Consider the following 23503-nt stretch of genomic DNA (forward strand, 5'->3'; position numbering starts at 1 on the left):
CATCGACACGGGGGCCAAGTCGTTAGAGACCTGCGTAGGAATGCAACCCGCTGGTGACCAAGTTGATGAAGAACAGGTTGAAGACGTTGAGCGCGAAGCCGACGACGTTGATCCACGCGGCTCCGCGGCCCCGCCACCCGGCCGTCGCCCGCGCGTGCAGGTACGCCGCGTAGACCACCCACGAGACGAACGCGACCGTCTCCTTCGGGTCCCAGCCCCAGAACCGGCCCCAGGCCGCCTCCGCCCAGATCGCGCCGCAGATGATGCCCGCGGTGAACAGCGGGAACGCCAGCACGGTGGTCCGGTACGACATGCGGTCGAGCACGTCGGCCGACGGCAGCTTCGGGAAGCGGTCGGCCTTCGAGTCCTTGAGCAGGTAGAGGATCGACGTCACGCCGGGGATCAGCAGCACGCCGGACGAGATCGAGATCACCGAGACGTGGATGACGAGCCAGTACGACCGCAGCGCGGGCTGGACGGGCGCGGACTCGGCGTAGAGGACGGTGCCGCCGAGGAACAGCAGCACCAGGATCGGCGTGAGCACGAACGCGCCGAGGCGGCGGATCGGGAACTTGTACATCAGCACGATCCACGTCACCACGGCCGCGAGGCACAGCAGCGACATGTACTCGTACATGTTGCCCCAGGGCGCACGGCCGGCGGACAGACCGCGCATCACCAACGACCCGAGGTGCAGCAACGCGCCGAGGACGGTCAGCGCGGCACCCATGCGGCCGAGCCGCTCGGCCCGCGACAGCTCCTGCTTCGGCTCGTCGACCAGCACGTTCGGCGCACCGGCTCCGACCAGCGCCTTCTTGCTCGGCGCGCGGGTGAACGCCTGCTCCACCGCGTACAGCATGATCGCGAAGAGGTAGACGCCCAGCGCGCTGCGGTACAGCCAGTCGCTGTAGGTCGCGAGGGTCTCGTTGACCGGCATCAGGACTTCTCCCCACTAGCGCCACTGCTCAGGACCGCGCGGGCGAGCCGCGTGAACTCCTCGCCGTATCCTGCCTGGTCAGTGCGGGCAAGACCGCCGACCTCGACCAACGTACGCCCGTCGTCGAGTCGCGTCGCGCGCACCCACACCCTGCGGCGCTTCACGGTCAGCGAGACCCCGAGGCCGAGGATGATCAGGATGGCGAACACCAGCACGTACCCCTGCGTCGGGTCGTGCGAGACCTGCAAGGACACCCAGTCGCTCACGGAGTCGAAGCGCACCTTGGTGCCGTCGTCGAGCGCGATCTCCTCGCCGAGGGCGAGGTTCTTGCGCGCGACCTTCTGCAACCGGCCCTGGTCGACCATCCGCTGGTCGATCGAGAAGATCGACTGACCGCGTCCGTCGTCCACACCGAGGTCGCCGCGGTAGACGTCGACGGCCACCATCGGATTGTTCAGGGCCGGGTACTTCGAGCTCAGGATGCCGCCGTGCAGCAGCGGCGTCGGCGCCAGCAGGCCGGTCACCGCGATCTGGTTCTTGCGCCTCGTCTCCGAGTCGGTGATGCCCGGCGGGTCGAACTTGGTCGCGCCCTCGGAGGCCAGCGTGAGCTGGTCGGCCGGCAGCCACTGGATGCCCTGCGTGCGCTTCTCCCCGTTGGGGAACGTCACGGTGAACGTGGGCGTGTAGCCGTGGCCGAGCAGGTAGAGGCGGTCGCCGCCGGTGCGCAGCGGGTGGTTGACCTGCAGCGTGTACGGCTTCCAGCTGTTCGCGGCGATGTCGTCGCCCGACTGGTAGCGGATGTCGGCCTGGTAGCCGACGGGCTGGCCGTTCTCCAGGTACTCGGCGGAGAACTCGCCGATCTCGACGCAGAACGGCGTGAGGTCCGTGCCGTCGACGCGCAGGCCGGGGCGGAACGAGTCGTAGTTGAAGATGCCGCCGTTGCAGAACTGGCCGCCGTTGGCCTGGACGATGACCTGGCCCTCGTAGCTGAACATCTTGCCCAGCGCGAACGACACGAGCAGGCCCAGCAGCGCGAAGTGGAAGACCAGGTTGCCGGTCTCGCGCAGGAACCCGCGCTCGGCGCTGAGCGTGCCCTCGCCGGCGTCCGCCCGCCAGCCGCGCAGCACCTTCCTGGCGCGCTCGACGGCCTCGTCCGGCGTCACGTCGAGCTCGGCCCGGGCGTGGTGCGGCATGCGCGAGAGGTTGCGCGGCGTCAGCACGGGCTTCGCGCGCATCTGCTTGAAGTACTCGAACGTGCGGGGCAGCAGGCACCCGACGAGGGAGACGAACAGCAGCAGGTAGATCGCGGCGAACCACGGCGTGGCGTACACCTCGAAGAACCCGAGCTTGAGCAGCAGGTCGCCCCACCAGCCGTGGTCGGCGACGTACTGGTCGACCTTCGCCGCGTTCAACGACAGCTGCGGCAGCAACGCGCCGGGCATGGCCGCGAGCGCGAGCAGGAACAGCAGGGTCAGCGCGGTCCTCATCGAGGTGAGGCCGCGCCACGTGTTGCGCAGGAAGGCGATCACTAGAGCGGCAACTCCACGACGTCGACGAACGAGTAGCGCAGCCACCCGACGAACTCGGCCCACAGCCCGGTGACGAGCGCGATCCCGACCACGATCAGCAGCACGCCGCCGAAGACCTGCACCTGCCGCGCGTGCGTGCGCAGCCACTTGGTGACGCCCAGCGCCCACCGCGCCCCGAGCGCGAGCACCACGAACGGCAGCCCGAGCCCCAGGCAGTAGGCGAGCACCAGCACGGCACCGCGGACCGTCGACGACCCGATCTCGGTGCTGCGGGCCACGGCCAGCACCCCGGCGAGCGTCGGGCCGAGGCACGGCGTCCACCCGAGCGCGAACACGGCCCCGAGCAGTGGCGCCCCGACCAGTCCCGCCTTGGGCTTCGAGTGGAACCGGACGTCCCGCTGCAGCGCGGGGACGAGCCCGAGGAACACCAGGCCCATCAGGATCGTGACGACGCCGCCGATGCGCTGGAACAGGTCGGCGTTGAGCAGCAACGCGTCCGTGGCGCCGAGGATCGTCATCGACGCCAGCACGAACACGACCGTGAACCCGGCCACGAACAGCAGCGACGCCCCGGCGACCCGCAACCGGCCGGCCTTCGCGGGCTCGTCGGCCTCCACCCGCGGCGCCTCGGCCCCGACCAGTCCGGCGAGGTAGGCCAGGTAGCCGGGCACGAGCGGCACGACGCACGGCGACGCGAACGAGATGAACCCGGCCAGCAGGGCGACCCCGGTGGCCAGCAGCAGCGGCCCGGAGATCGCCAGATCGGTGGGGTTCACACACCTCAGGGTAGGTAGTTGCCCAGATCACGCGACCACCGGCATCCCTTACGGGCCCGGTACAAGACCTGGGCCATAAGTGCCAACGAATTGCCGCTTGTGGGTGACAACGGTGTTGCTTAGCGTCAACACATGCATCGTTCGCGGGTGATCTTCCCGGCGCTGACCCTCACCGCGTTGTCCCTCTTCACCCAGGTGCCCGCCGGCAGTGCTGACCCGGCGATGGAGTGGCGCGAGGTCTTCAACGAGGACGGCACGATCACCCAGACCCTCACCCCGAAGGCGCCGCAGGAGGAGTCGACGGACTTCCGGCTCGCCGCGGCGGCCGAGGTGACCAGGGTCTTCGGCGACCGCGACCCGGCCGACGCGTTCGACCTCGTGTTCGTCGGCGACGGCTACACCGGCGCCGACCTCGCCACCTACAGCACCAACGTGCAGAGCAAGTGGGAGGAGCTGTCGGCCGTCGAGCCGTTCGCCTCCTACAAGCAGTACTTCAACGTGTGGCAGGTCAACGTCGTCTCGAACGAGTCCGGCGTGGACCACGACCCGGCCAAGGGCCTGCTCAAGGACACCGCGCTGGACATGGGCTTCTGGTGCCAGGGCCGCGACGCCCAGACCGAGCGGCTGCTCTGTGTGAACGAGACCAAGGCCAAGGAGTACGCGGCCGCCGCGCCCCAGGCCGACCAGGTGATCGCGCTCGGCAACACCACGAAGTACGGCGGCGCCGGCGGGTCGGTGGCCACCGCGGCCGGGTCCAACGCCCAGTCCGGCCAGATCGCGATCCACGAGCTCGGCCACTCCATCGGTGGCCTGGCCGACGAGTACGACTACCCGTACGAGACCTACACCGGCACCGAGCCGCGCGAGATCAACGTGACGAAGGACCCGACCGGCGCGAAGTGGGGCGCCTACCTGGGCCAGCCGTCGCCGGACGGCGGCGTGGTCGCGCCCGTCGAGGGTGCCCGGTACTACAAGTACGGCCTGTACCGGCCGACCGCGAACTCGATCATGCGGACGCTCGGCATGGAGTTCAACTCGATCGGGCGCGACGCGATGTCCAACGCCATCAAGGCGAAGGTCCCGTCGCTCACCTTCGAGCCCGCTCCGGGACCGGTGGTCCGGCCGCGCGCCAGGTAGTGCGACAACGCGGCCGGGCCGGGCTCACTCCTTCGCGAGGTCGTCCAGCACCGGCTGCAGGTCCGACGCCAGCACCGGCACGAGGAACGCCGCCGCGACCTTGTGGTCCTTGTCGACGATGAACGTGGACGGCACGGTGTTGGCCGGGACGCCCCGGAAGACGTTGACGAAGCTGCGCGACGAGGCGTCGTAGATCGACGGGTACGTCAGCGACCGGTCCTTCATGAAGTCCCGCGGGTGGTCCTTCGAGGTCTCCTTGACGTCGACGCCGAGCACCTGCGTGCCGGCGTCGAAGACCTTCTGCATCTCCGGCGCCTCGGTGCGGCACGGGCCGCACCACGCGCCCCAGATGTTGATGACGACCGGCTTGCCCGCGAAGTCGGAGAGCTTGACGGTCTTGCCGTCCTCCATCAGGGACTCGCCCTCGAGCCCCGTCAGCGCCTTGCGCTCGCCGGGGGCGTAGCGGATCTTCACCTGGCCGCCGGGCGCGACGAGGTAGAAGTCGCCGGCCCCGATCTGGGCCGCGTCCTTGCCGGTGGAGCACCCCGCGACGAGCAGGAGCAGGACGAGCAACCGCCTCATGCGCCGGTCACTCTCGGGTTCGTCACGCCCACGGGCTCGCTGTAGGAGATCCGGACCAGCTGCTCGCCCTCGAAGATCAGCGAGGTGAGCGAGGCCAGCGAGCACTCGCGGCGGCGCGGGTCGTGCCACATCCGCTTGCCCTCGAGGAACCGGCGGACCGTCCAGATGGGCAGCTGGTGCGAGACGCAGACGGCCTCGTGGCCCTCGGCCTCCGAGCGGGCCTTCTGCACGGCGCCGAGCATCCGGTGGGCGATCTCGATGTACGGCTCGCCCCACGACGGCTTGAACGGGTTGGTCAGCTTCGCCCAGTGCTGCGGGGAGCGCAGGGCGCCGTCGCCGACCGCGACCTTCAGGCCCTCGAACTGGTTGTCGGCCTCGATCAGCCGCTCGTCGGTCGCGAGCTCCAGGCGGTGGGAGTCGGCGATCGGCGCGGCGGTCTGCTGCGCCCGCTCCAGCGGCGACGCGACGACGTGCACGATGTCGTGGTCCGCGAGGTGCTCGGCGACGGTCAGCGCCTGCTTCTGCCCGCGTTCGGACAGCTTGAAGCCGGGGATGCGGCCGTACAGGATGCCGGTCGGGTTGTGCACCTCGCCGTGGCGGAGCAGGTGGACGGTGGTGCGGCTCACTTGCTGGCCTCCTTGGCGGCACGGGCCGCGTGCGGCAGTGCGTCGGCGATCACGTCGAACTCCTCGTCACCCATGGCGGCGTTCACGAACCACGCTTCGAACGCCGACGGCGGTGCGTAGACACCCCGTTCGAGCAGAGCGTGGAAGAACGGCGGGAAGCGCCACGTCTCGCACGCCTGCGCTCCCGCGTAGTCCTTCACCTCGGTAGAACCGAAGAAGACGCTCACCAGGTTCCCGGCGAACTGCACGCGGTGCTCGACACCGGCCTCGGTCAGCGTCGCGGTGAACAGCGCGCCCAGGCGCGTCGCGTTGCGGTCGAGCGCCTGGTAGACGTCCTCGTCGGCCGCGCGCAGCGTCGCGAGACCGGCGGCCACGGCGACGGGGTTACCGGACAGCGTGCCCGCCTGGTAGACGGGACCGGACGGCGCGAGCTTGGCCATCACGTCCGCGCGGCCGCCGAACGCCGCCGCGGGCAGGCCACCGGACATGACCTTGCCGAACGTGTAGAGGTCGCCCTTCACGCGCTCCAGGCCGAACCAGCCGGCGCGCGAGACGCGGAAGCCGGTCATGACCTCGTCCATGACCAGCAACGCGCCCTCGGCGTCGCAGAGGTCGCGCAGGCCCTGGTTGAAGTCGGGCAGCGGCGCGACGGCGCCCATGTTGCCCGCCGCGGCCTCGGTGATGACGCAGGCGATCTCGCCGGGGTTCTCGGCGAACGCCGCGCGCACCGCGTCGATGTCGTTGTACGGCAGGACGAGCGTGTCCGCTGCCTGCGCGCCCGTGACGCCGGGCGAGGTCGGCAGGCCCAGCGTCGCGACGCCGGAGCCCGCCTGGGCCAGCAGCGCGTCGACGTGGCCGTGGTAGCAGCCGGCGAACTTGATGATCTTGCGGCGCTCGGTGAAGCCGCGCGCGAGGCGGATCGCGCTCATCGTGGCCTCGGTGCCCGAGTTGACCAGGCGGACCTGGCGGACGGGCTCGACGCGGTCGACGATCTCGGCCGCGAGGTCGATCTCGCCCTCGGTCGGCGTGCCGAACGACAGACCGTGCACGGCCGCCTTCCGGACGGCCTCGACGACGGCGGGGTGGGCGTGCCCGAGGATCATCGGGCCCCACGACGACACCAGGTCGACGTACCGGTTGCCGTCCGCGTCCCACAGGTGCGGGCCCTCGCCGCGCACCATGAAGCGCGGGGTGCCGCCGACGGAGTGGAACGCCCGCACCGGAGAGTTGACCCCGCCGGGGGTCAGCGTCGACGCGCGCTCGAACAGGGCCTGGGATCGACTCGCAGTCACGTACCCCAGTCTCACATGTCGGGGTCGGCGGCTTTCTGCGGCCGGGTGCGCACGGCCAGCAGGACCTGCCGCACCGCGTCGAGGGCGAGGACCACGGCCAGCGTCAGCGCGGCGGCCGCCGTGCCCAGCCAGTTGCCGTGCAGGCGCGTGGAGATCAACGGCTCGCGGCCGTCGACCGGGTACTCGAGCCGCACGACACCGCGGTTCCAGCACCACACCGCGGCGACCACGAGCAGGACGACCGCGACGGCCTCGCCGGCGGCGACGAACCACCGCTTGGGCTGGTGCAGGTCCGGACCGGCGGGCGCCTGTTCCGGCTCGTCCACGAACGTCTCCGGCTCGGTCACGGCCTCTGTCACGTCGCTCACCCTCTCACGACCCGCCGCAACGCCGCGACCAAGGCTTCCGGATCACGCGCCCAGCCCAGCACCACCGTGCCGTCGAGGAGCCGCAACGGCACCGCCGACGTCCCCTTGGGCACCGACCAGCCGCCGCCGAGCACGCGCGCACCCGTCGGCGCGCCGACGTCGCGGAACCCGTCGATCATGGCCAGCGGCACCTTCTCGCGCCCGAACTGGGCCTCCTCGGCCGTGAGGGCGACGCTGCCGGTCTTCACCCGGCCGTACACCCACAGCACCGCGCCGAGCGTCAGTCCCAGCCCCACGATCGTCCACAGGGCCACCGACGCGGGCCCGGTGACGAGCTCGACCAGGTACCCGCCCACCGCGAACGCCGGTCCCCACAGCAGCGGCCACCAGCTGCTGCCGGACTCCCGGTACAGCACTACCGGATGTACCTGTTGGACGGCGGCAGGAACTGCAGGACCAGCGCGGCGACCGTGAGCCCAATGATGACGACGGTCATGGTCACCGCCGGCTGCCACACCTGGCCGCCGATGGCGATGAACGTGATGGCGACCATCGTCGCGAGCCCGAGCGCGCCGAGGATCGTGAGCAGGATCCGCGCCCAGCTCTTGCCGCCGCGCATGACGATCGCGAAGGCGACGTAGGGCGCGGCGGCGATCAGCATGCCGAACCCGGCCAGCGTCGCCATGACCCGCAGCCCGATCTCACCGGCCTGGCGGTCGCGTTCGCTGGTGATGCTGTCGCCGCTGAGGAAGAAGTCGGTGTTGGTGAGCAGCATCACCGGCAGCACGGCCACGGACAGCACCGCGGCCGCGATCCAGATCCACATGGCGGCGGTCACCGTCGGCGGGCGCGCCGGCCCCAGCTCCTGCGGCAGCACGGGCGCGAGCGGCGCCATCGAGAAGCTCGCCTGCCCCACCTGGCTCACCTGGTACTGGCCCGGCTGCGGCGGGTAGGACGCCGCCGGGTTCTGCCACTGGGCGTTGTCCGGGTTGGACCAGGGGTCCTGCGGTTGGGTCACTGCTCACGCACCTCCGCCACCCACTGTGCCGCAGCGCGCTGCCACGTGAAGACGATTGCGACGCAGATGAGCAGAAGCGTGACCAGGTTCGCAGCGCTGACCCCCACGAGCAGCAACCACATCATGTGCACGATCGCCACGATCGACAGCGCCGCGCGAGCCCAGTTCCGGCGCTGGAGGAAACCCCGAGTGAGCCAGCCGTAGAGCGCCGCGAAGACCACGCCGACGACGGTGAGCGCGATGAGGAAGTTCGTCACGTCACCGGCCGTCCTGCCGCTGAGCTGCTCGATGTCACCGCGCTGGAACCACAGCCCCGCCGTGGTGAACAGGATGAAGACGGCGATGGCGAGCCAGAGCCCGACCGCGACGCGAACGGGCCGGGGAGCGTGGTTCACGGCGTCTGCTCGCGCGCGGCGAGGTACTCGCCGGACTGCCGGAAGAAGAACAGCACCAGCCCGGCCACGGCGACCAGCGCCGCCACGACCCCGAGCGTGTTCGTGATCATCTGGAAGAACAGCCCGATCAGCAACGTGATCGTCAACCCGGTCCTGCTCTTGCGCAGCCCGTTGCGAACCTTGCCGGCGAACCACACGGCGAGCGCGGCGAGCACGACCGTCACGACCAGCGACACGATCAGCAGCCCGCTGACCGTCGAGGCGATCATGTCCCGGGTGATCTTCGGGTCCTTGTTGCCCTGCACGGCGGCGTCGACCAGCGCCTGCTTGTTGAGCAGCACGTACAGGGCGGCCAGCACGCTGAGCGCGGTGCCCGCGACCACCAGCCAGTAGCCGATCGTGATGGTGCCGGGAGTGCCCGATTCCTTCGGAGACGTCACGCTCGAAACCTAGGTCCGCGGGGAAGCGCTGTCCACCGTGACGTGCTTCGCGAAATGCGACGACGACCGGTACATCAGCACGATCGCCGACGCCTCCAGCACCGTCGTGACGAGCGTGACCCCGAGGTCGACCGGCCGCAGCTGCACCCCGGCCGACGCGGCCACGCCACTGCCCCAGGCCACCAGCCGGAACAGTCCGAACGAGACGGACGCGGCACCCAGCACCGTCAGCGCGATCCGCGCCCAGTTGCGGCCGCGCGCCATCGCATTGGCCAGGCGGGTGTAGGCGAGCAGGATCGCGAGCGCGATCAGCAGTCCGAAGAGGATTCCGCCGTTCACGCCCGCGTCGACCTGGTCCTGGCCCAGCGCCGGGTTCTGGCGGCGCGCCTCCGACACGAGCAGCTCGCGGTCGAAGAGCTGGGACAGGAACCGCGCCATGCCGACGCACGCGCTGGCGATCCACAACCAGCGCGCGACGTCGACGGGACGGGGAACTACCGGTCCAGCCACCGGGCGGCTTCCACTGCCCAGTAGGTCAGCACGATGTCCGCGCCGGCGCGGCGGATGGACGTGAGCGACTCCAGGATCGAGCGCTCGCGGTCGATCCAGCCGTTGCGGGCGGCGGCCTCGATCATCGCGTACTCGCCGGAGATCTGGTACGCCGCGACGGGGACGTCCGAGATCTCGGCGACCGAGCGCAGCACATCCAGGTACAGCAGGGCCGGCTTGACCATGACCATGTCCGCGCCCTCGGCGAGGTCCAGCTGCACCTCGCGGATCGCCTCGCGGGCGTTCGCCGGGTCCTGCTGGTAGGTCTTGCGGTCGCCCGCGAGCTGCGACTCGACGGCGTCGCGGAACGGGCCGTAGAACGCCGACGCGTACTTGGCCGAGTAGGCCAGCACGCCGGTGTCCTGGAAGCCCGCGGCGTCGAGGGCGTTGCGGATGAACGCGATCTGGCCGTCCATCATGCCGCTCGGGCCGACGACGTGGGCACCGGCGCGCGCCTGGGCCACGGCCATCTCGCCGTAGACCTCCAGCGTCGCGTCGTTGTCCACGGTGCCGTCGGCGGCGAGCACGCCGCAGTGGCCGTGGTCGGTGAACTCGTCGAGACAGCAGTCCGACATCAGGACGGTGCTGTCGCCGAGCTCGGCACGCAGGTCGCCCAGGGCGGCGTTGAGGATGCCGTCCGGGTCGGTGCCGCCGGAGCCGACGGCGTCGCGCTCGGCCGGGACGCCGAACAGCATGATGCCGCCGACGCCCGCCTGCACGGCCTCGACGGCGGCTTTGCGCAGCGAGTCGCGGGTGTGCTGGTGGACGCCCGGCATGCTGCTGATCTCAGCGGCCTCGGAGGCGCCTTCCTTGACGAACATCGGCAGCACGAGCTGACGGGGGCGCACCTCGGTCTCGGAGACCAGGCGGCGCATGGCGGGCGTCGTGCGCAGACGCCTCGGCCGGTGCAGTGGGTACATCTCTCTGACTCCCTGACTCAAGAGAGTCGAAGGGGCCGCTCAAAGGATCTTGAGCGGCCCCGACGGCTTCGTTGACTAGCTGCGGCGCAGACGCTTGGTCTTGCGCGGCGGAGGCAGCGCTCCCTCGGCGCGCAACCGGGCGGCGTGCGCGGCCAGCGCGTCGACCAGCGCGGGCACGTTCGCCTCCTCGGGCTGCACGTCGACCCGGAGGCCGAACTCCCGCGCCGTCTCGGCGGTCTGCGGGCCGATGCACGCGACGAGCGTGCGGGCGTGCGGCTTGCCCGCGATGCCGACTAGGTTCCTCACCGTGGACGACGAGGTGAAGCACACCGCGTCGAAGCCACCGGACTTGATCATCTCGCGGGTGTCGGCGGGCGGCGGGGCCGCACGCACGGTGCGGTAGGCCGTCACGTCGTCGATCTCCCAGCCGCGGTCGCGCAGACCGGCGGCCAGCGTCTCGGTGGCGATGTCGGCCCGCGGCAACAGAACCCGGTCGACCGGGTCCAGGATGTCGTCGTAGGGCGGGAAGTCGTTGAGGAGACCCTCGGACGACTGCTCACCGGACGGCACGAGCTCGGGGATGATGCCGAACGAGCGCACCTTCGCGGCCGTGGCCTCGCCGACGCAGGCGATCTTCACGCCGGAGAACGCGCGGGCGTCCAGGCCGAACTCGCGGAACTTCTCCCACACCGCGCGGACGGCGTTGGTCGAGGTGAAGACGACCCACTGGTAGCGGCCGTCGACGAGACCCTTGACCGAGCGCTCCATCTGCGCGGGGCTGCGGGGCGGCTCGACCGAGATCGTCGGCACCTCGACGGCGATCGCGCCGTGCGAGTGCAGGCGCTCGGACATCGCGCCGGCCTGCTCCTTGGTCCGCGGGACCAGCACGCGCCAGCCGTACAGCGCCCGCGACTCCCACCAGGAGAGCTTCGACCGCGCCGCGGCGGCGGCACCGACCGTGACGACGAGCGGGCCGCCCATGTCACCGGCGTCGGCGGCCACGGCCGCCAGCGTCGTGTCGATGGTGCGCTGCTGGAAGCCCGTGCCCTCGGCGGTCACGGCGACCGGCGTCTGCGGCGCGAGGCCGTTCTCGACCAGGTTCGACGCGGCCTCCGCCAGGTGCGAACCCGTCGCGTGCAGCACGAGCGTGCCGGGTGAGGCGGCGAGGCCGGCCCAGTCCGAGACGGAGCGCACGTCGACCTCGGTGTGCACACCGCCGAGCGCGACACCCGCGTAGGCGGGGACCGCGGTGCCGGAGGGCACGCCGGGGACGACGTCGAACGGGATCGTCGACTTCGCGACGGCCTGCGCCTCCTTGACGACCGAGTCGAGCGTCAGCGGGTCTCCCGCGACGAGGCGGACGACCGTGGCGCCGTTCTTCGCCTCGTTCACCAGGTCCTTGGCCACGTCGGCGGACTCACCGACGGCGGGGCGGACCTCGACTCCCTCGGCCACGGTCGCGAGGACGTCCGAGGGGACGTCCGGGTCGGTGACCACGAGTTCAGCCCTGGTGAGCAAGTCGTGGGCCCGGACCGTGAGCAGCCCGGTGTCGCCGGGGCCGGAGCCCACGAAGGCGATGCGTCCGGGGGTCTTGCGTGCGCGGGTCATCAGGGCACTCCCCATCGATTACGCCTCTGGGCCGCTGAGCACCGCGGCCCCGAGGTCGAGCAACTCGGCGGCCAGCGCCCGGCCGAGCTCCTCAGCTGCGGTCAAGTCACCGGTGGCGGACGCGCGGAGGAGATCGTTCTCCGGCGTCGCTGCGACCCCGCGCAGGGAAAGTCGGTACACGACCTTGCCCTCGTCGTCGAGGTCTTCCACCACATCGGCCAGCGCGCCGACCGGCGCGCTGCAGCCCGCCTCGAGCGCGGCCAGCATGGCGCGCTCCGCGGTCACAGCGGCCCGGCTGGCCGAATCGTCCAGAGTGGACTGGATCAGGTGCTCGGCATCGACGTCGTCGATCCGGCACTCGACTGCCAACGCGCCCTGTGCGGGCGCGGGAAGCATCTGGATGGGCTCCAGCGTCTCGGTGATCTCGTCGGCGCGGCCCAGGCGCGCGATGCCGGCACGGGCCAGCACCACGGCGTCGAGCTCTCCACTGCGGACCTTGCCGATGCGCGTGTCCACGTTGCCGCGCAACGGGACGATGTTCAGCCCCAGGCCCAGCGCCTCTAGCTGGGCGGCGCGCCGCGGCGAGCCGGTGCCCACGGTGGACCCCGGCAGCAGCTCGCCGAGCGTGAGCCCGTCGCGCGCCACGAGGGCGTCGCGCGGGTCCTCGCGCCGGGGCACCGCCGCGAGCACCAGACGCGGGTCCGGCGCGGTCGGGAGGTCCTTGTAGGAGTGGACGGCGATGTCGATCTCGCCGTTCGCCAGCGCGTCGCGCAGCGCCGACGTGAAGACACCGATGCCGATCTGTGCGATCGGCGCGTCGGACAGGTCGCCCGGCGTCTTGATGACGACGATCTCGACCTGGGCGCCGGCGGCCCGCAGGGCCTCGGCGACGGTCCCCGTCTGCGCGAGCGCCAGTGCGCTGCCTCGGGTACCCATCCGTAGGGTGCGGGTCACCGCGTTTCACCATCCACAGAAGACTTGGTCTGACTGACAGCCCCAGGAGTCTGGGGGTCGAGCCCGAACAGTTCGCGGAGCGCCTCCGCGTAGCCGGTACCTCCGGGCGAGGAGGCGAGCTCCTTCACCCTGACGGTCGGCGTGTGCAGGAGCTTGTCTACAACGCGGCGCACCGTCTTGGCCAATTCACCGCGTGTCGCGGCGTCCAGTTCGGGAAGTCGCGAATCAAGGCGGAGGAGCTCGGCGTCGACCACCTCGGCCGCCCGCTTGCGCAGGGCCGTGACGGTCGGCGTGACCTCGGCGGACCGCTGACCGGCGAGGTAGGCCTTCACCTCGTCGGCGACCAGCTGGGCCGCCAGGCGGGCGTCCTGGCCCGCGGGGGCGTCCGAGAGGCGCCGCTGCAGCGTCTCCAGGTCCACCACACGAACGTTCGGCAGCTCGGCCGCGGCCGGGTCGACGTCCTTGGGCAGGCCCAGGTCGCAGACGACGAGCGGGCGCGAGCGCTTGCTGATCATGTCGGCGCGGACGACGGTGCCGACCGAGCCGGTGCACGCGAACACGATGTCCGCGAGGTCGATCTCGACGGGCAGCGCGCCCAGGTCGACGGCCGTCGAGGGGACGCCCTCGGCCTTCAGCGCCGTCGCGAGGCGCACGCCGTTGGCCTGCGTCCGGTTCGCGATGACGACCTCGCCGACGCCGGCGCGGCGCAGGTGGGCGGCGGCCAGGCCGCCCATGGCGCCCGCTCCGACGAGCAGCGCGCGCTTGCCGACGAGGGTGCCCAGCTCGGCCTCGGCGTCGCCGAGCGCCTCGGACACGACCGACGCGCCGGCGTGGTCGATGCCGGTCTCGGCGTGCACGCGCTTGCCGACGCGCAGGGCGTTCTGGGTGAGCTCGTGGACCGTCCTGCCGACGGTGCCCGCCTCGTCCGCCGCCGCGTACGCGCCGCGCAGCTGGCCGAGGATCTGGGACTCGCCGACGACCATCGAGTCGAGGCCGGCCGCGACGGAGAACAGGTGCTCGACGGCCGCGGCGGCGTAGTGGACGTAGAAGTGCTCGTACAGCGACTGCGGGTCGATCTGGGCGTGCTGCGCCAGCACCTCGACGACCTCGGACATGCCGCCGTGGAACGACTCGACGACGGCGTAGACCTCGACCCTGTTGCAGGTCGACAGGACCATCGCCTCGGAGACGCTGGGGGCGGTCAGCAGCTGGCCGAGGACCTTGGGCAGGTCCGGCTCGGCCACGGTGACGCGTTCCAGGACCGGCACGGGGGCGGTGCGGTGCGACAGACCGACTACGAGCACGCTCATGCAGTCACACCTACTGGCACCGCGCCTGCCGGAGCCGCCTGGCTCACGCTCACGGGCGAATCACCATCCCGTCCACACCGAGTCCGTTGTTCGCGTCCGAGACACCGGCAGCCTCGTCCGCACGTCGAGCGACGTGGAACGACAGGATCTGCATCTCGACCGCCAAGTCAACCTTGCGCACCTCGACGTTGTCTGGAACCTGGAGGACAACCGGTGCGAAGTTCAGAATGCACTGGACGCCCGCAGATACCAAACGGTCGCAAACCGACTGGGCGGCGGGCGGCGGCGTCGCGATGACGCCGATCGACACCTCGCGCTCCAGGCAGACGGCGGTGATCTCGTCGATGTGGTTGACGGGAATGCCCCCAACAGGGATTCCGACGAGATCGGCGTCCACGTCGAAGAGGGCGGTCACCGGGAAGCCGCGGCCGGGGAACCCGCCGTAGTTCGCGAGAGCGTGACCAAGGTTACCGATGCCGACGACGGCGACGGAGTGGTTGCGGGTGAGCCCGAGGATGCGCTCGATGTGGCTCACGAGGACCTCGACGTCGTACCCGACGCCCCTCGTGCCGTACGAGCCGATGTAGCTCAGGTCCTTGCGGAGCTTCGCCGCGTTGACGCCCGCGGCCTGGCTGAGCTCCTCGCTGGAGACCGCCGTCACGCCCTGGTCGGACATGCCGGACAGCACGCGGAGGTACACGGCGAGCCTGGCCACCGCGGCCTCCGGGATCGCGCGGGCGCGCTCCCTGTCGGCAGGCTCCAGAGGGGTCGTGGCCGTCTCACCTTCGCCCCGCCGTGATGCCACGCTCTCCGACCTCCGGATGTGCTCCACCGCAGAGACCCCGCGGCGTTGGTGATGCTCACACCGTACCGCTTGTGAACGCATGCACAAAGTCGATGATCAGCTTCTCCGGCCCCGGTCACTGGGCGTGACCAGCGCTTCCTCGGTTCATGATCACTACGGGGTGAGCGCCTACTCGACGGTGAAGGTGACCGAGTGCCAGCCCGTGGCACCGTCGGGAACGGGGTCGAGACGGGCCTGGTCCTGGGTGAACCCGGACTTGTCGGTGGCCCGGCACTCGACCGTGTGGCTGCCCTGCCGCAGGTCCAGCTCGACCTTCCACATCCGCCAGGTGCTGTCGCTGACGTCGGCCCCGAGCTCGGTCTCCTGCCACGGCCCGCCGTCGATCCTGACCTCGACCTTCGCCACGCCCTTGGGCTGGGCCCAGGCGGTGCCGGCGATGACGGTCTTGCCGCTCACCTTGCCCATGCGCTTGGGGCGGTCGATGCGCGAGGAGGTCTTGATCGGCGCCTTGGTCGCCCAGCCCCGCGGGATCCAGTAGCCCTGTTCCTTCTCGAACGTCGTGACGTTCAGGTCGGTGACCCACTTCGTCGCCGAGACGTAGCCGTAGAGGCCGGGGACGACGAGCCGCGCGGGGAACCCGTGCTCGGCCGGGAGCGGCTGGCCGTTCATGCCGATGGCGATGAGGCCCTTCTCCAGCACGTAGTCGAGGGGGCTGCCTGCGGTGAAGCCGTCGTCGCTGGTGCTGAAGAGCTGGTCGGCGCCCGCCTGCACGCCGGCCTCCCGCAGGACGTCGCCGATCTTGATGCCGGTGAAGTTCGCGGTGGAGATGTACGGGCCGCCGATCTCGTTGGAGACGCAGGTCAGGGTGACCGTCTCCTCGACCAGGTCCCGCTTGCGGATGTCGTCGAACGTGAGCACGACCGGCCGGTCGACCATGCCGTGGACGCGCAACGTCCAGTCCTCCGCGCGGATCCGCGGGACGCTCAGCGCGGTGTCGATGCGGTAGAAGTCGTCGGCGCTGGTGATGAACGTGGGAGTGCCGTCCCTGGCGAAGTCGGCGTTCGGCGGGATCGCCGGGGCCTTGGTCTTCGCCGTGATGTCACCGATGGCCTGCCGCGAGCCCTCGACGTCCGTGCGGTTGCCGAAGAGCTGACCGGCCGTGCCCGCCGCGACGGCCAGACCCGCGGTGATGAGGAAGCTGCGCCTGCTCTCGCTCTCCTCGGCCTCCCGGTGCAGGTAGCGGAAGACGTAGACGCCCACCGCCGCGCTGGCGATGGGGGCCAGGACGGCCAGCTGTCCCACGTCGGACCTCGACAGCACCGCGCCCAGGCCGATGCCGCCCAGGACGATCGCCACCACCGTGCCGGGGGTGGGGGTGTTCCGGCTGGCCAGGCCTGCTGCGATGCCGATGCCGGCCAGGACTATCGCCATGCCCGTCAGCAGGACCAGTTTGTCGGCCGTGCCGAAGGTGGTGACGGCGAAGTCCTTCAGCCAGGACGGGGTCAGGTCGATCGCGGCGTTGCCCACGGCCAGGTACGGGGAGGCTGCCGGGTCCACGAAGGCCGCTACCAGGTGACCGGCTGCCAGGGCGGCGATGAGGGCCAGCAGTCCGGTCGCGGCTGCCTTGGTGGGCTTCATGGTTCTTATTCGACACCCTGGGGCGGGTGGTTCGCCGCAGTTGTAAGGGGGCGGTAATCAAGTTCGCGTTGGGATGGGTTGCGTTGGTTGCGTTGGTTGCGTTTGGCGGGCGGGTTCCTGTTTCAGGCTCGGGGCTCCGCCCCGGACCCCGCCAGCTGATCAAAGACCGGGCCGGCGCCGCGGGCGGGTTGATGGCACGCCTGTTGCGTTGGGCGGCTTGCTGTTGCGTGGGTGGTGCGGTTCGGGTGGGGTGGTCCCGTCACGAACCGGGGCAGAGCGAGCCACACCAGGTCAGGGGTGTCAAACCGCCGAAATGGAGTTGTCCCCGGTTCCCGGACACGGGGTGTTCACGCAGCGTAGGTGATGCGTGTTTCGGTGGGGGTTCGGTAGCCGACTGTCGAATGTAGACGGTCGTGGTTGTAGTAGTGCAGGTAGCGGAAGATGTCGGATCGTGCCTGGTGGCGGGTGGTCCAGGCGGTGGTGCCGATCTCGGTTTTGAGGGTGGCGAAAAAGGCTTCGGCGACGGCGTTGTCGTAGCAGGAGCCTTTGCGTCCGACCGAGGACCGGATCCCGTGGCGGGCGAGGGTGTCGCGGAAGTCGCGGGAGGTGTACTGGGTGCCGCGGTCGGAGTGGAACACCGCGTCACCGCTGATCAGACCACGTGCGGCGGCGAGCTCGATAGCGTCACTGACCAGGCCGGCGGGCATCTGCGCGGACATCGCGTGGCCGATGACCTCGCGGCTGTGCAGGTCGATCACGGTCGCCAGGTAGAGCGTGCCCTCGGCGGTGGGCAGGTAGGTGATATCCCCGACCAGCCGTGTTCCGGGTGCTCGCGCGCTGAAGTCACGGCCGATCAAGTCCGGCACCGACGATGTCACTACCGGATCGGCAGGGACGGTGGTCAGCAACCGGCGACGCCGGCGGCTGACACCGCTCACCGCGTGCTCGCGCATGACCCGCCCGACCCGCTTGTGATTGATCCGTAGCCCACGTCGTCGCAGCTCAACCGTGATCCGCGGCCGCCCATAGGCACCGCGATGAGCACTGTGGATCTCGGTGATCACCGACGCCAGCTCCTCGTCACGCCCGGCTCGGTCACGACGGGCGGGCCCGGCGGCCAGCCACTCGTAGAAGCCCTGCCGCCGCAGCTTCAGGACCTGGCACAACCGCTGCACGCCGAACTCGGCGCGGTGCTCGGAGATGAACCGGTAGCGGTGGATCATCGATCCATCTCGCGAGCAAAATAGGCGGCCGCTTTGCGGAGAATCTCGTTCTCCTTCTCCAACTCCGCCAGCCGCTTGCGCAGCATCCGCGTCTCACCGGCCCGCTCCGCCGCCGCGACCTGCTCCGGATCGGCCTGCTTACGAGCCGTCCGCACCCAGCCCCGCAACGTCTCATGCGAGACACCCAGCTCCAGCGCGATCTGCCGCAACGACCGATCAGGAGACGACACCACCAACTCCACAGCGTCCCGACGGAACGACTCCGGATAACTCGACGCACCAGGCACAACAACATCCTCTCCCCTGACAACAACCGCTGTCAGGGATCAAGATGTCCGGACCTCAGGGACAACTCCAAAAAGCGTGGCGGTTTGACACCCCTGACCTGGTGCAGCGAGTGCTTTGCACGGCTCGTGACGGGACCACCCCACCGGAACCTTGCGTTTCAAACCGAGAGCAAAAGCCAAAGCCAAGACGGCTCGGCTTCGCCTTCGCGGCTGGCTCGCCTTCGGCCTCGCGGCTACTTCACGCGGCGGCGGTACGCCATCGTGGCTGCTATCGCGCCTGCCACGGCGCCTGCGCCCAGCACCGACGGGACGCCGATCTTGGCCGCCTTGCGGCCCGTGCGGAAGTCGCGGATCTCCCAGCCCTTGCGGCGGGAGATCTCGCGGAGCTGCGAGTCCGGGTTCACGGCTACCGCGGTGCCCACGACCGAGAGCATCGGGACGTCGTTGGAGGAGTCGGAGTAGGCGGTGCAGCGGCGCAGGTCCAGGCCCTCCTTGGCGGCCAGGGAGCGGACTGCCTGGGCCTTGGCCTTGCCGTGCAGGAGGTCGCCCACCAAGCGGCCCGTGTAGACGCCGTCCTCCGACTCGGAGACGGTGCCCAGGGCGCCGGTCAGGCCCAGGCGGCGGGCGATGATCTGGGCCAGTTCCACCGGGGTGGCGGTGACCAGCCAGACGCGTTGGCCCGCGTCCAGGTGCATCTGGGCCAGGGCTTGCGTGCCCTTCCAGATGCGGTCGGCCATCAGTTCGTCGTAGATCTCCTCGCCCAGGGAGACCAGCTCGGCGACGCTGCGGCCCGCCACGAAGGACAGGGCCTGTTCGCGGCTGGCCTTCACGGACTCCGGGTCCTCGCGGCCGCCGACGCGGAACTTCAGCTGCTGCCAGACGAAGCCCGCCAGGTCGGAGGACGAGAAGTACTTGCGCGCGGCCAGGCCGCGGGCGAAGTGGAAGATCGACGCGCCCATCATCATCGTGTTGTCCACGTCGAAGAAGGCCGCCGCGGTCAGGTCGGTGGGCACCGACAGCGAGGTTTCGAGCTCCGGCGCCATCGCGGCGGCCTGGATCGCCGCCTCTGCCGATGCCTCGCCGGCCAGTTCGGCCAGCCGGTCGCTCTCCACGTCACGCTTGCCTGCCATTCCCCAAGCCTAGCGATCAGGTCCTCGTCGGACTGGACGACTCAGCCGAAGCTGATGCCGGGGAGCAGCGGGAGGGAGATGCTCGGCAGGGGCAGCGGGAGCGGGATCGTGATCTCCGGCTTCGGCGAGGTCGTCGGCACGGGGGTGCCGGGCTTCGACGTGGGCGCCGTGCCGGTGCCCGGCACGACCGACTGCGTCTGCCGGGTCGGCGGTGCCGCCGACCCGGACTGGACCGGCTCGCCGGACGGGGTCGGCTGGGTGGAGGTCGACGGCGCGCGGCTCGTCGGGGCGTTCGGGTCCTGAGTGGCCGCGGCGCACTCGTCCTTCGCCGGCAGCGGGCCGAGCGGGTCGGAGGAGCCGCTGGTCACGGCGCCGCAACCGATGCGGGCGGTCAGGTCGTGGGCGCGCTGGGCGATGCTCGCGAGCAGCCACATCGTGGTGTCGGCGTGCTTGCCGGCGTCCTCCGGCAGGCGGGGGCGCAGGGTGCCGAGCTTCTCGTACTGGCCGAGCGCCCAGTCGCGCAGCGCCGGCAGTGCCGTCTTGTCGGACGCGGTGGCGTAGGTGGTGAGCTGGCGCGCGCCCTCGACGGCGTCGGCGTCCAGGTCGGTCAGGGCGGTGAGCTGGGCGGACGAGTCGGAGGCGCGGTCGGCCAGCGTCTCCATCTCGGTGACCCTGGCCGCGGCGAACTCGAGGTGCTTGAGCGCGCGGGACTCCTCGTCGAAGGTCAGGCCCAGCGACGCGCCCTCGGTGGTGCGCTTGATGCCGTAGAGCGGGTCTCCCGGGAGCGCGTCACGGCTGAGCAGCACGCTCATGCCGCCGAGCGACATCAGCAAGCACAGCACCGCGGCCGCCGCGACTGCCAGCCGTGCGCGCGCTCCCACCCGTCTTACCGACGCGAGAGCCAGCGGCTTCTCGGGCGGGGGCGCGGTGAGCACGCGCTGCTTCATCCGTTCGCGCGTCTCGGCGTCCGGTCCGACGTCCATCCGCCGGAGGAGGTCGACGATCGCGAGGTCCTCAGCGAAGTCGTCGTCCCCCACCGGTCTGGGGCCGCCTTCAACGGCACGGGCGAATCGCTCGTGCTCCGTCTGCCGCCACCGCGGTGTTCTTCCCTTGCCGTCCATCTCAGCCCGAGTAACGAAGTTGATCTGCTTTGGGTTACGCCCCTGCGATCGCGATCACCGCAACCAGGACGGGAGGATCTGTGCGAGCCGCCTCACGGCCCGGTGTTGCAACGCCTTCACGGCGCCCTCGTTGCGGTCCATCAGCTGCGCGACCTCGGACACCGACTTGCCCTCGATGAACCTCAGCCTGATGCACTCCCGCTGGTCGTCACCCAACTGGGAAACGCACCGGAGCAGCTCCGCGTTGGTCGCCTCGGTCATGACCTCCTGCTCGGGACCGTTCGTCTCCTCGCGGTTGTCCTGCAGCTCCGAGGTCGTGACCTCGAGCCGGTAGCGGCTCGACTTCACGTGGTCGAACACGATGTTGCGCGCGATCGTGACGAACCACGCGCCCACGTCGCGGCCCTGGTAGCTCACCGACCCGATGCTGCGCAGCGCGCGCAGGAACGTCTCGCTGGTCACGTCCTCGGCGAACGCGCGGTCGCCGCCCACCCGGAAGAGGACGTAGCGGAACACCATGTCGACGTACTTGTCGTAGAGCACGCCGAACGCCTCGGTATCACCCTCTTGGGCGGCCTTGACGAGCTGCCACGGCTCGTCGGCGGCATCGTCGTGCTGACCCCCCGTCATGGTCCGGGTGGTCCTGATCGTGTTCGGTCGCGCCCGCGCTGTCATCGGCTGGCGGCACCTCCACAGAGTCGCCGTGGCGGCAGCATACGTGTTGTTACTCCGTAGTAGGTAGCGGACGGGGTCCTGAGGGGAAGACGCGCCAACCGCGACTTCATGACGCCCGTCACGCGTGGAAGACTGCTCCGAGCGCCCAGTTGTTCATGAGGAGGCCATGGTGACTTCCGCTCGCAATGTCTCAGATCTGGTCCGTGCTTCGGCACAGCGGGGACCCGGCCACGTCGCCTTGGTCGACGTGGCGAGCGGAAAAAGCATCACGTGGGAAACCATCGACGGCGCGATCGACGGTTTCGCCCGCCATTTGGCTGATTCAGGACTCGAATCGGGCGACCGGGTGGCGGTACGGCTGCCCACGAGCCCCGAGTTCGTGGTCGCGGTGTTCGGGATCCTGCGCGCCGGCGGCGTCGTCGTGCCCACGGGCCCCGGCAACCCGCTGCCGGAGCTCCAGCGCATCCTGGCCGACTCCGGCGCGCGGTTCCTGGTCGGCGACGGCGCGGGCTCGGACGCGCACGTGCTGGACGTGCCGGACGTCACGGCCACCGGTGAGCGGTTCGAGGCCGTCGGCGGCGGCGAGGACCTCGCGGTGCTCGGCTACACCTCGGGCACGTCCGGCGTGCCGCGCGGCGCGATGCTCTCGCACCGCGCGCTGCTCGCGAACGTCTCCCAGTGCGCCTCGCTGCGCCCCGCGCCCGTGACCGCGGGCGACCGGGTGCTGCTCGCGCTGCCGTTGTTCCACGTCTACGGCCTCGGCCCCGGCCTGCTCCAGGTGGCGGGAGCGGGCGCGACGGCCGTGCTGCTGGAGCGCTTCGACCCGGCCGCGGCCCTGGACGTCATCGAGGAGCACCGCGTCACGACGATGGTCGGCGTGCCCCCGATGTACCGGGCGCTGCTCGCCCACCCCGTCGACCTGCTGCGCGAGAAGCTCGCCACGGTCCGCCTGTTCACCTCCGGCGCGGCTCCCCTGCCCGCGGACGTGATCGGCCGGATGCGCGTCGCGATCGGCATCCCGGTCTACGAGGGCTACGGCCTGACCGAGACCGGCCCCGTGCTGACGTCCACGCTGGTCGGCGGCGTGCCGAAGCCCGGCTCGGTGGGCCAGGCGCTGCCCGGCGTCGAGATCCGCCTGGTCGACACCGACGGCTCGGTGCTCGACATCGACGAGGACGAACCGGGCACCGGCCTGGTCTCCGCGAAGGGCGACAACCTGTTCAGCGGCTACTGGCCCGACGGCGCCCGCGGCCCGGACTCCTCCGGCTGGTTCCGCACGGGCGACGTCGGCTTCATCGACGCCGACGGCGACCTGCACCTGGTCGACCGCGCGAACGACCTGATCATCGTGAACGGCTTCAACGTCTACCCGCACGAGGTGGAACGGGTCGTCGGCGAGCTGCCGGACGTCCTGGAGGCCGCGGCCGTGGGCGTGCCCGACGAGAAGACCGGCGAGTCGGTGAAGGTCGTCGTGGTGCTGCGCGACGGCACCGACGTGTCGGTGGAGGACGTCGTGGCGCACTGCGCGTCCAGGCTGGCGAAGTTCAAGGTGCCGACGTCGGTGGAGTTCGCGCAGGCCCTGCCGCACTCGCCGACCGGCAAGCTGGCCCGCGCGATCCTGCGCAAGCCGTTGGGAGCCTGAGCCGTGGCACACCACGTGACCGTCGTGAGCCGCGTCGACTGCCACGCCTGCGAGGAGGCGAAGGCCGAGGTCGAGCGGATCTGCGCCGAGGCAGGCGCGACCTGGTCCGTCGAGGACGTCGACGCCGACCCGGAGCTGCGGGCCGAGTACGGGGACCAGGTGCCGGTGTTCCTGGTGGACGGGATCGAGCACGGGTACTGGAAGGTCGAGGAGGACCGGCTGCGGGCGGCACTGGCCGGCTAGGTCAGGCCGAGGTCAGACCCAGCTCACGCCAGCCGCGTTCGCCGGCCGGCGTGAGCACCACGGCCCGTGTCGTGCCGATCCGCCTCACCCAGCCGCGGTCGAGGAACACCGCGCACAGGTGCGCTCCGGCGGCTCCGGCGAGGTGCGGCACGCGTTCCGTCCAGTCCAGGCACGCGCGGCTCACCTGGCGTTTCGACGGCTCGAACCCGAGCTCTTTCAGCCACACCATGCCCGGCTCGGTGACGGCCAGCTCCGCCGTCACCACACCCAGCTCCAGCAGGCCCGACTTCAGCGCGAT

At 70.6% G+C, this 23503-nt stretch carries 26 protein-coding genes and 1 pseudogene; 3 read left to right on the forward strand and 24 right to left on the reverse strand.

Annotated elements, in window-relative coordinates:
- Nucleotides 1-22: 22 nt before the first annotated feature.
- Genes ccsB through VF330_RS04390 form a run of 3 tightly spaced genes read right to left on the reverse strand, consistent with a single transcriptional unit; the run spans nucleotide 23 to nucleotide 3242 of the window.
- Nucleotides 23-937: a c-type cytochrome biogenesis protein CcsB gene (gene ccsB / locus VF330_RS04380; RefSeq protein WP_330850171.1), complete on the reverse strand. Its 915-nt coding sequence runs from the start codon at nucleotides 935-937 to the stop codon at nucleotides 23-25.
- On the reverse strand, nucleotides 937-2424 hold the full coding sequence (gene resB / locus VF330_RS04385) for a cytochrome c biogenesis protein ResB (RefSeq protein WP_330850198.1): 1488 nt from the start codon (nucleotides 2422-2424) through the stop codon (nucleotides 937-939). Before resB ends, ccsB begins: the two co-directional genes overlap by 1 nt.
- A gap of 41 nt (nucleotides 2425-2465) precedes the next feature.
- Nucleotides 2466-3242 (reverse strand): cytochrome c biogenesis CcdA family protein, encoded by a 777-nt coding sequence (locus VF330_RS04390; RefSeq protein WP_330850172.1) that lies wholly within the window; start codon nucleotides 3240-3242, stop codon nucleotides 2466-2468.
- Nucleotides 3243-3374: 132 nt separating this feature from the next.
- On the opposite strand from VF330_RS04390, the gene VF330_RS04395 reads away from it, so the two are divergent.
- Entirely contained in the window at nucleotides 3375-4379 is a 1005-nt protein-coding gene (locus VF330_RS04395; protein ID WP_330850173.1) for a M64 family metallopeptidase, read from the forward strand.
- A 24-nt stretch (nucleotides 4380-4403) separates the two neighbouring features.
- Here VF330_RS04395 and VF330_RS04400 read toward each other — a convergent pair whose 3' ends face one another.
- The 20 genes from VF330_RS04400 to VF330_RS04495 form a co-directional block, all read right to left on the reverse strand.
- A complete protein-coding gene (locus VF330_RS04400; protein ID WP_330850174.1) occupies nucleotides 4404-4961 on the reverse strand; it encodes a TlpA disulfide reductase family protein in 558 nt (185 codons plus the stop codon).
- The gene (locus VF330_RS04405; RefSeq protein WP_330850175.1) at nucleotides 4958-5587 is read right to left on the reverse strand and encodes a histidine phosphatase family protein; all 630 of its coding nucleotides are present in this window, start codon (nucleotides 5585-5587) and stop codon (nucleotides 4958-4960) included. Before VF330_RS04405 ends, VF330_RS04400 begins: the two co-directional genes overlap by 4 nt.
- Nucleotides 5584-6879 carry a glutamate-1-semialdehyde 2,1-aminomutase gene (gene hemL / locus VF330_RS04410; RefSeq protein ID WP_330850176.1) on the reverse strand — a complete coding sequence of 432 codons (1296 nt, stop codon included), beginning with the start codon at nucleotides 6877-6879 and terminating at the stop codon, nucleotides 5584-5586. Before hemL ends, VF330_RS04405 begins: the two co-directional genes overlap by 4 nt.
- Before the next feature lie 11 nt (nucleotides 6880-6890).
- Nucleotides 6891-7238: a hypothetical protein gene (locus tag VF330_RS04415; RefSeq protein WP_330850177.1), complete on the reverse strand. Its 348-nt coding sequence runs from the start codon at nucleotides 7236-7238 to the stop codon at nucleotides 6891-6893.
- Between the two features lie 5 nt (nucleotides 7239-7243).
- Nucleotides 7244-7663, reverse strand: a complete 420-nt coding sequence (locus VF330_RS04420) for a hypothetical protein (protein ID WP_330850178.1) — start codon at nucleotides 7661-7663, stop codon at nucleotides 7244-7246.
- Nucleotides 7663-8265: a hypothetical protein gene (locus tag VF330_RS04425; RefSeq protein ID WP_330850179.1), complete on the reverse strand. Its 603-nt coding sequence runs from the start codon at nucleotides 8263-8265 to the stop codon at nucleotides 7663-7665. The genes VF330_RS04420 and VF330_RS04425 overlap by 1 nt, the downstream gene beginning before the upstream one ends.
- Entirely contained in the window at nucleotides 8262-8660 is a 399-nt protein-coding gene (locus VF330_RS04430; protein WP_330850180.1) for a hypothetical protein, read from the reverse strand. The genes VF330_RS04425 and VF330_RS04430 overlap by 4 nt, the downstream gene beginning before the upstream one ends.
- A complete protein-coding gene (locus VF330_RS04435; RefSeq protein ID WP_330850181.1) occupies nucleotides 8657-9100 on the reverse strand; it encodes a hypothetical protein in 444 nt (147 codons plus the stop codon). The genes VF330_RS04430 and VF330_RS04435 overlap by 4 nt, the downstream gene beginning before the upstream one ends.
- 9 nt (nucleotides 9101-9109) lie before the next feature.
- Nucleotides 9110-9610 (reverse strand): hypothetical protein, encoded by a 501-nt coding sequence (locus VF330_RS04440; RefSeq protein WP_330850182.1) that lies wholly within the window; start codon nucleotides 9608-9610, stop codon nucleotides 9110-9112.
- The gene (gene hemB, locus VF330_RS04445) at nucleotides 9595-10569 is read right to left on the reverse strand and encodes a porphobilinogen synthase (RefSeq protein WP_330850183.1); all 975 of its coding nucleotides are present in this window, start codon (nucleotides 10567-10569) and stop codon (nucleotides 9595-9597) included. Before hemB ends, VF330_RS04440 begins: the two co-directional genes overlap by 16 nt.
- Before the next feature lie 75 nt (nucleotides 10570-10644).
- Nucleotides 10645-12177, reverse strand: coding sequence for a bifunctional uroporphyrinogen-III C-methyltransferase/uroporphyrinogen-III synthase (locus tag VF330_RS04450; protein ID WP_330850184.1), 1533 nt, complete (start codon nucleotides 12175-12177; stop codon nucleotides 10645-10647).
- An 18-nt stretch (nucleotides 12178-12195) separates the two neighbouring features.
- Nucleotides 12196-13131, reverse strand: coding sequence for a hydroxymethylbilane synthase (hemC, locus tag VF330_RS04455; protein WP_330850185.1), 936 nt, complete (start codon nucleotides 13129-13131; stop codon nucleotides 12196-12198).
- Complete coding sequence (locus tag VF330_RS04460) at nucleotides 13128-14441, reverse strand: glutamyl-tRNA reductase (protein ID WP_330850186.1); 1314 nt, start codon at nucleotides 14439-14441, stop codon at nucleotides 13128-13130. Before VF330_RS04460 ends, hemC begins: the two co-directional genes overlap by 4 nt.
- A 49-nt stretch (nucleotides 14442-14490) precedes the next feature.
- Nucleotides 14491-15327, reverse strand: a complete 837-nt coding sequence (locus VF330_RS04465) for a redox-sensing transcriptional repressor Rex (RefSeq protein ID WP_414675334.1) — start codon at nucleotides 15325-15327, stop codon at nucleotides 14491-14493.
- A gap of 87 nt (nucleotides 15328-15414) precedes the next feature.
- On the reverse strand, nucleotides 15415-16884 hold the full coding sequence (locus tag VF330_RS04470; RefSeq protein ID WP_330850187.1) for a molybdopterin-dependent oxidoreductase: 1470 nt from the start codon (nucleotides 16882-16884) through the stop codon (nucleotides 15415-15417).
- A 347-nt stretch (nucleotides 16885-17231) separates the two neighbouring features.
- Complete coding sequence (locus tag VF330_RS04475) at nucleotides 17232-18107, reverse strand: IS3 family transposase (protein ID WP_330850188.1); 876 nt, start codon at nucleotides 18105-18107, stop codon at nucleotides 17232-17234.
- The gene (locus tag VF330_RS04480; protein ID WP_330850189.1) at nucleotides 18104-18394 is read right to left on the reverse strand and encodes a transposase; all 291 of its coding nucleotides are present in this window, start codon (nucleotides 18392-18394) and stop codon (nucleotides 18104-18106) included. Before VF330_RS04480 ends, VF330_RS04475 begins: the two co-directional genes overlap by 4 nt.
- A gap of 233 nt (nucleotides 18395-18627) precedes the next feature.
- A complete protein-coding gene (locus tag VF330_RS04485) occupies nucleotides 18628-19524 on the reverse strand; it encodes an HAD-IB family hydrolase (RefSeq protein WP_330850190.1) in 897 nt (298 codons plus the stop codon).
- A 41-nt stretch (nucleotides 19525-19565) separates the two neighbouring features.
- Nucleotides 19566-20561, reverse strand: a complete 996-nt coding sequence (locus VF330_RS04490) for a DUF5667 domain-containing protein (RefSeq protein WP_330850191.1) — start codon at nucleotides 20559-20561, stop codon at nucleotides 19566-19568.
- A 138-nt stretch (nucleotides 20562-20699) separates the two neighbouring features.
- Nucleotides 20700-21275, reverse strand: a complete 576-nt coding sequence (locus tag VF330_RS04495) for a sigma-70 family RNA polymerase sigma factor (protein WP_330850192.1) — start codon at nucleotides 21273-21275, stop codon at nucleotides 20700-20702.
- A 211-nt stretch (nucleotides 21276-21486) separates the two neighbouring features.
- On the opposite strand from VF330_RS04495, the gene VF330_RS04500 reads away from it, so the two are divergent.
- Both VF330_RS04500 and VF330_RS04505 read left to right on the forward strand, forming a co-directional pair.
- Nucleotides 21487-22962 (forward strand): AMP-binding protein, encoded by a 1476-nt coding sequence (locus tag VF330_RS04500; RefSeq protein ID WP_330850193.1) that lies wholly within the window; start codon nucleotides 21487-21489, stop codon nucleotides 22960-22962.
- Nucleotides 22963-22965: 3 nt separating this feature from the next.
- Nucleotides 22966-23205: a glutaredoxin family protein gene (locus tag VF330_RS04505; protein ID WP_330850194.1), complete on the forward strand. Its 240-nt coding sequence runs from the start codon at nucleotides 22966-22968 to the stop codon at nucleotides 23203-23205.
- Between the two features lies 1 nt (nucleotide 23206).
- On the opposite strand, the pseudogene VF330_RS04510 reads toward VF330_RS04505, so the two are convergent.
- Nucleotides 23207-23503, reverse strand: a pseudogene (locus VF330_RS04510) (transcriptional regulator); the annotation flags it as partial.

Origin of the sequence: Lentzea sp., assembly GCF_036380075.1 — a bacterium.
Taxonomy (GTDB): Bacteria; Actinomycetota; Actinomycetes; order Mycobacteriales; family Pseudonocardiaceae; genus Lentzea.

Coding starts and splice junctions, on each gene's coding strand:
- ccsB (WP_330850171.1), bottom strand. CDS start 937: ATGCCGGTCAACGAGACCCTCGCGACCTACAGCGACTGGCTGTACCGC.
- resB (WP_330850198.1), bottom strand. CDS start 2,424: ATGAGGACCGCGCTGACCCTGCTGTTCCTGCTCGCGCTCGCGGCCATG.
- VF330_RS04395 (WP_330850173.1), top strand. CDS start 3,375: ATGCATCGTTCGCGGGTGATCTTCCCGGCGCTGACCCTCACCGCGTTG.
- VF330_RS04400 (WP_330850174.1), bottom strand. CDS start 4,961: ATGAGGCGGTTGCTCGTCCTGCTCCTGCTCGTCGCGGGGTGCTCCACC.
- hemB (WP_330850183.1), bottom strand. CDS start 10,569: ATGTACCCACTGCACCGGCCGAGGCGTCTGCGCACGACGCCCGCCATG.
- VF330_RS04450 (WP_330850184.1), bottom strand. CDS start 12,177: ATGACCCGCGCACGCAAGACCCCCGGACGCATCGCCTTCGTGGGCTCC.
- VF330_RS04460 (WP_330850186.1), bottom strand. CDS start 14,441: ATGAGCGTGCTCGTAGTCGGTCTGTCGCACCGCACCGCCCCCGTGCCG.
- VF330_RS04465 (WP_414675334.1), bottom strand. CDS start 15,327: ATGCGTTCACAAGCGGTACGGTGTGAGCATCACCAACGCCGCGGGGTC.
- VF330_RS04470 (WP_330850187.1), bottom strand. CDS start 16,884: ATGAAGCCCACCAAGGCAGCCGCGACCGGACTGCTGGCCCTCATCGCC.
- VF330_RS04475 (WP_330850188.1), bottom strand. CDS start 18,107: ATGATCCACCGCTACCGGTTCATCTCCGAGCACCGCGCCGAGTTCGGC.
- VF330_RS04485 (WP_330850190.1), bottom strand. CDS start 19,524: ATGGCAGGCAAGCGTGACGTGGAGAGCGACCGGCTGGCCGAACTGGCC.
- VF330_RS04495 (WP_330850192.1), bottom strand. CDS start 21,275: ATGACGGGGGGTCAGCACGACGATGCCGCCGACGAGCCGTGGCAGCTC.
- VF330_RS04500 (WP_330850193.1), top strand. CDS start 21,487: ATGGTGACTTCCGCTCGCAATGTCTCAGATCTGGTCCGTGCTTCGGCA.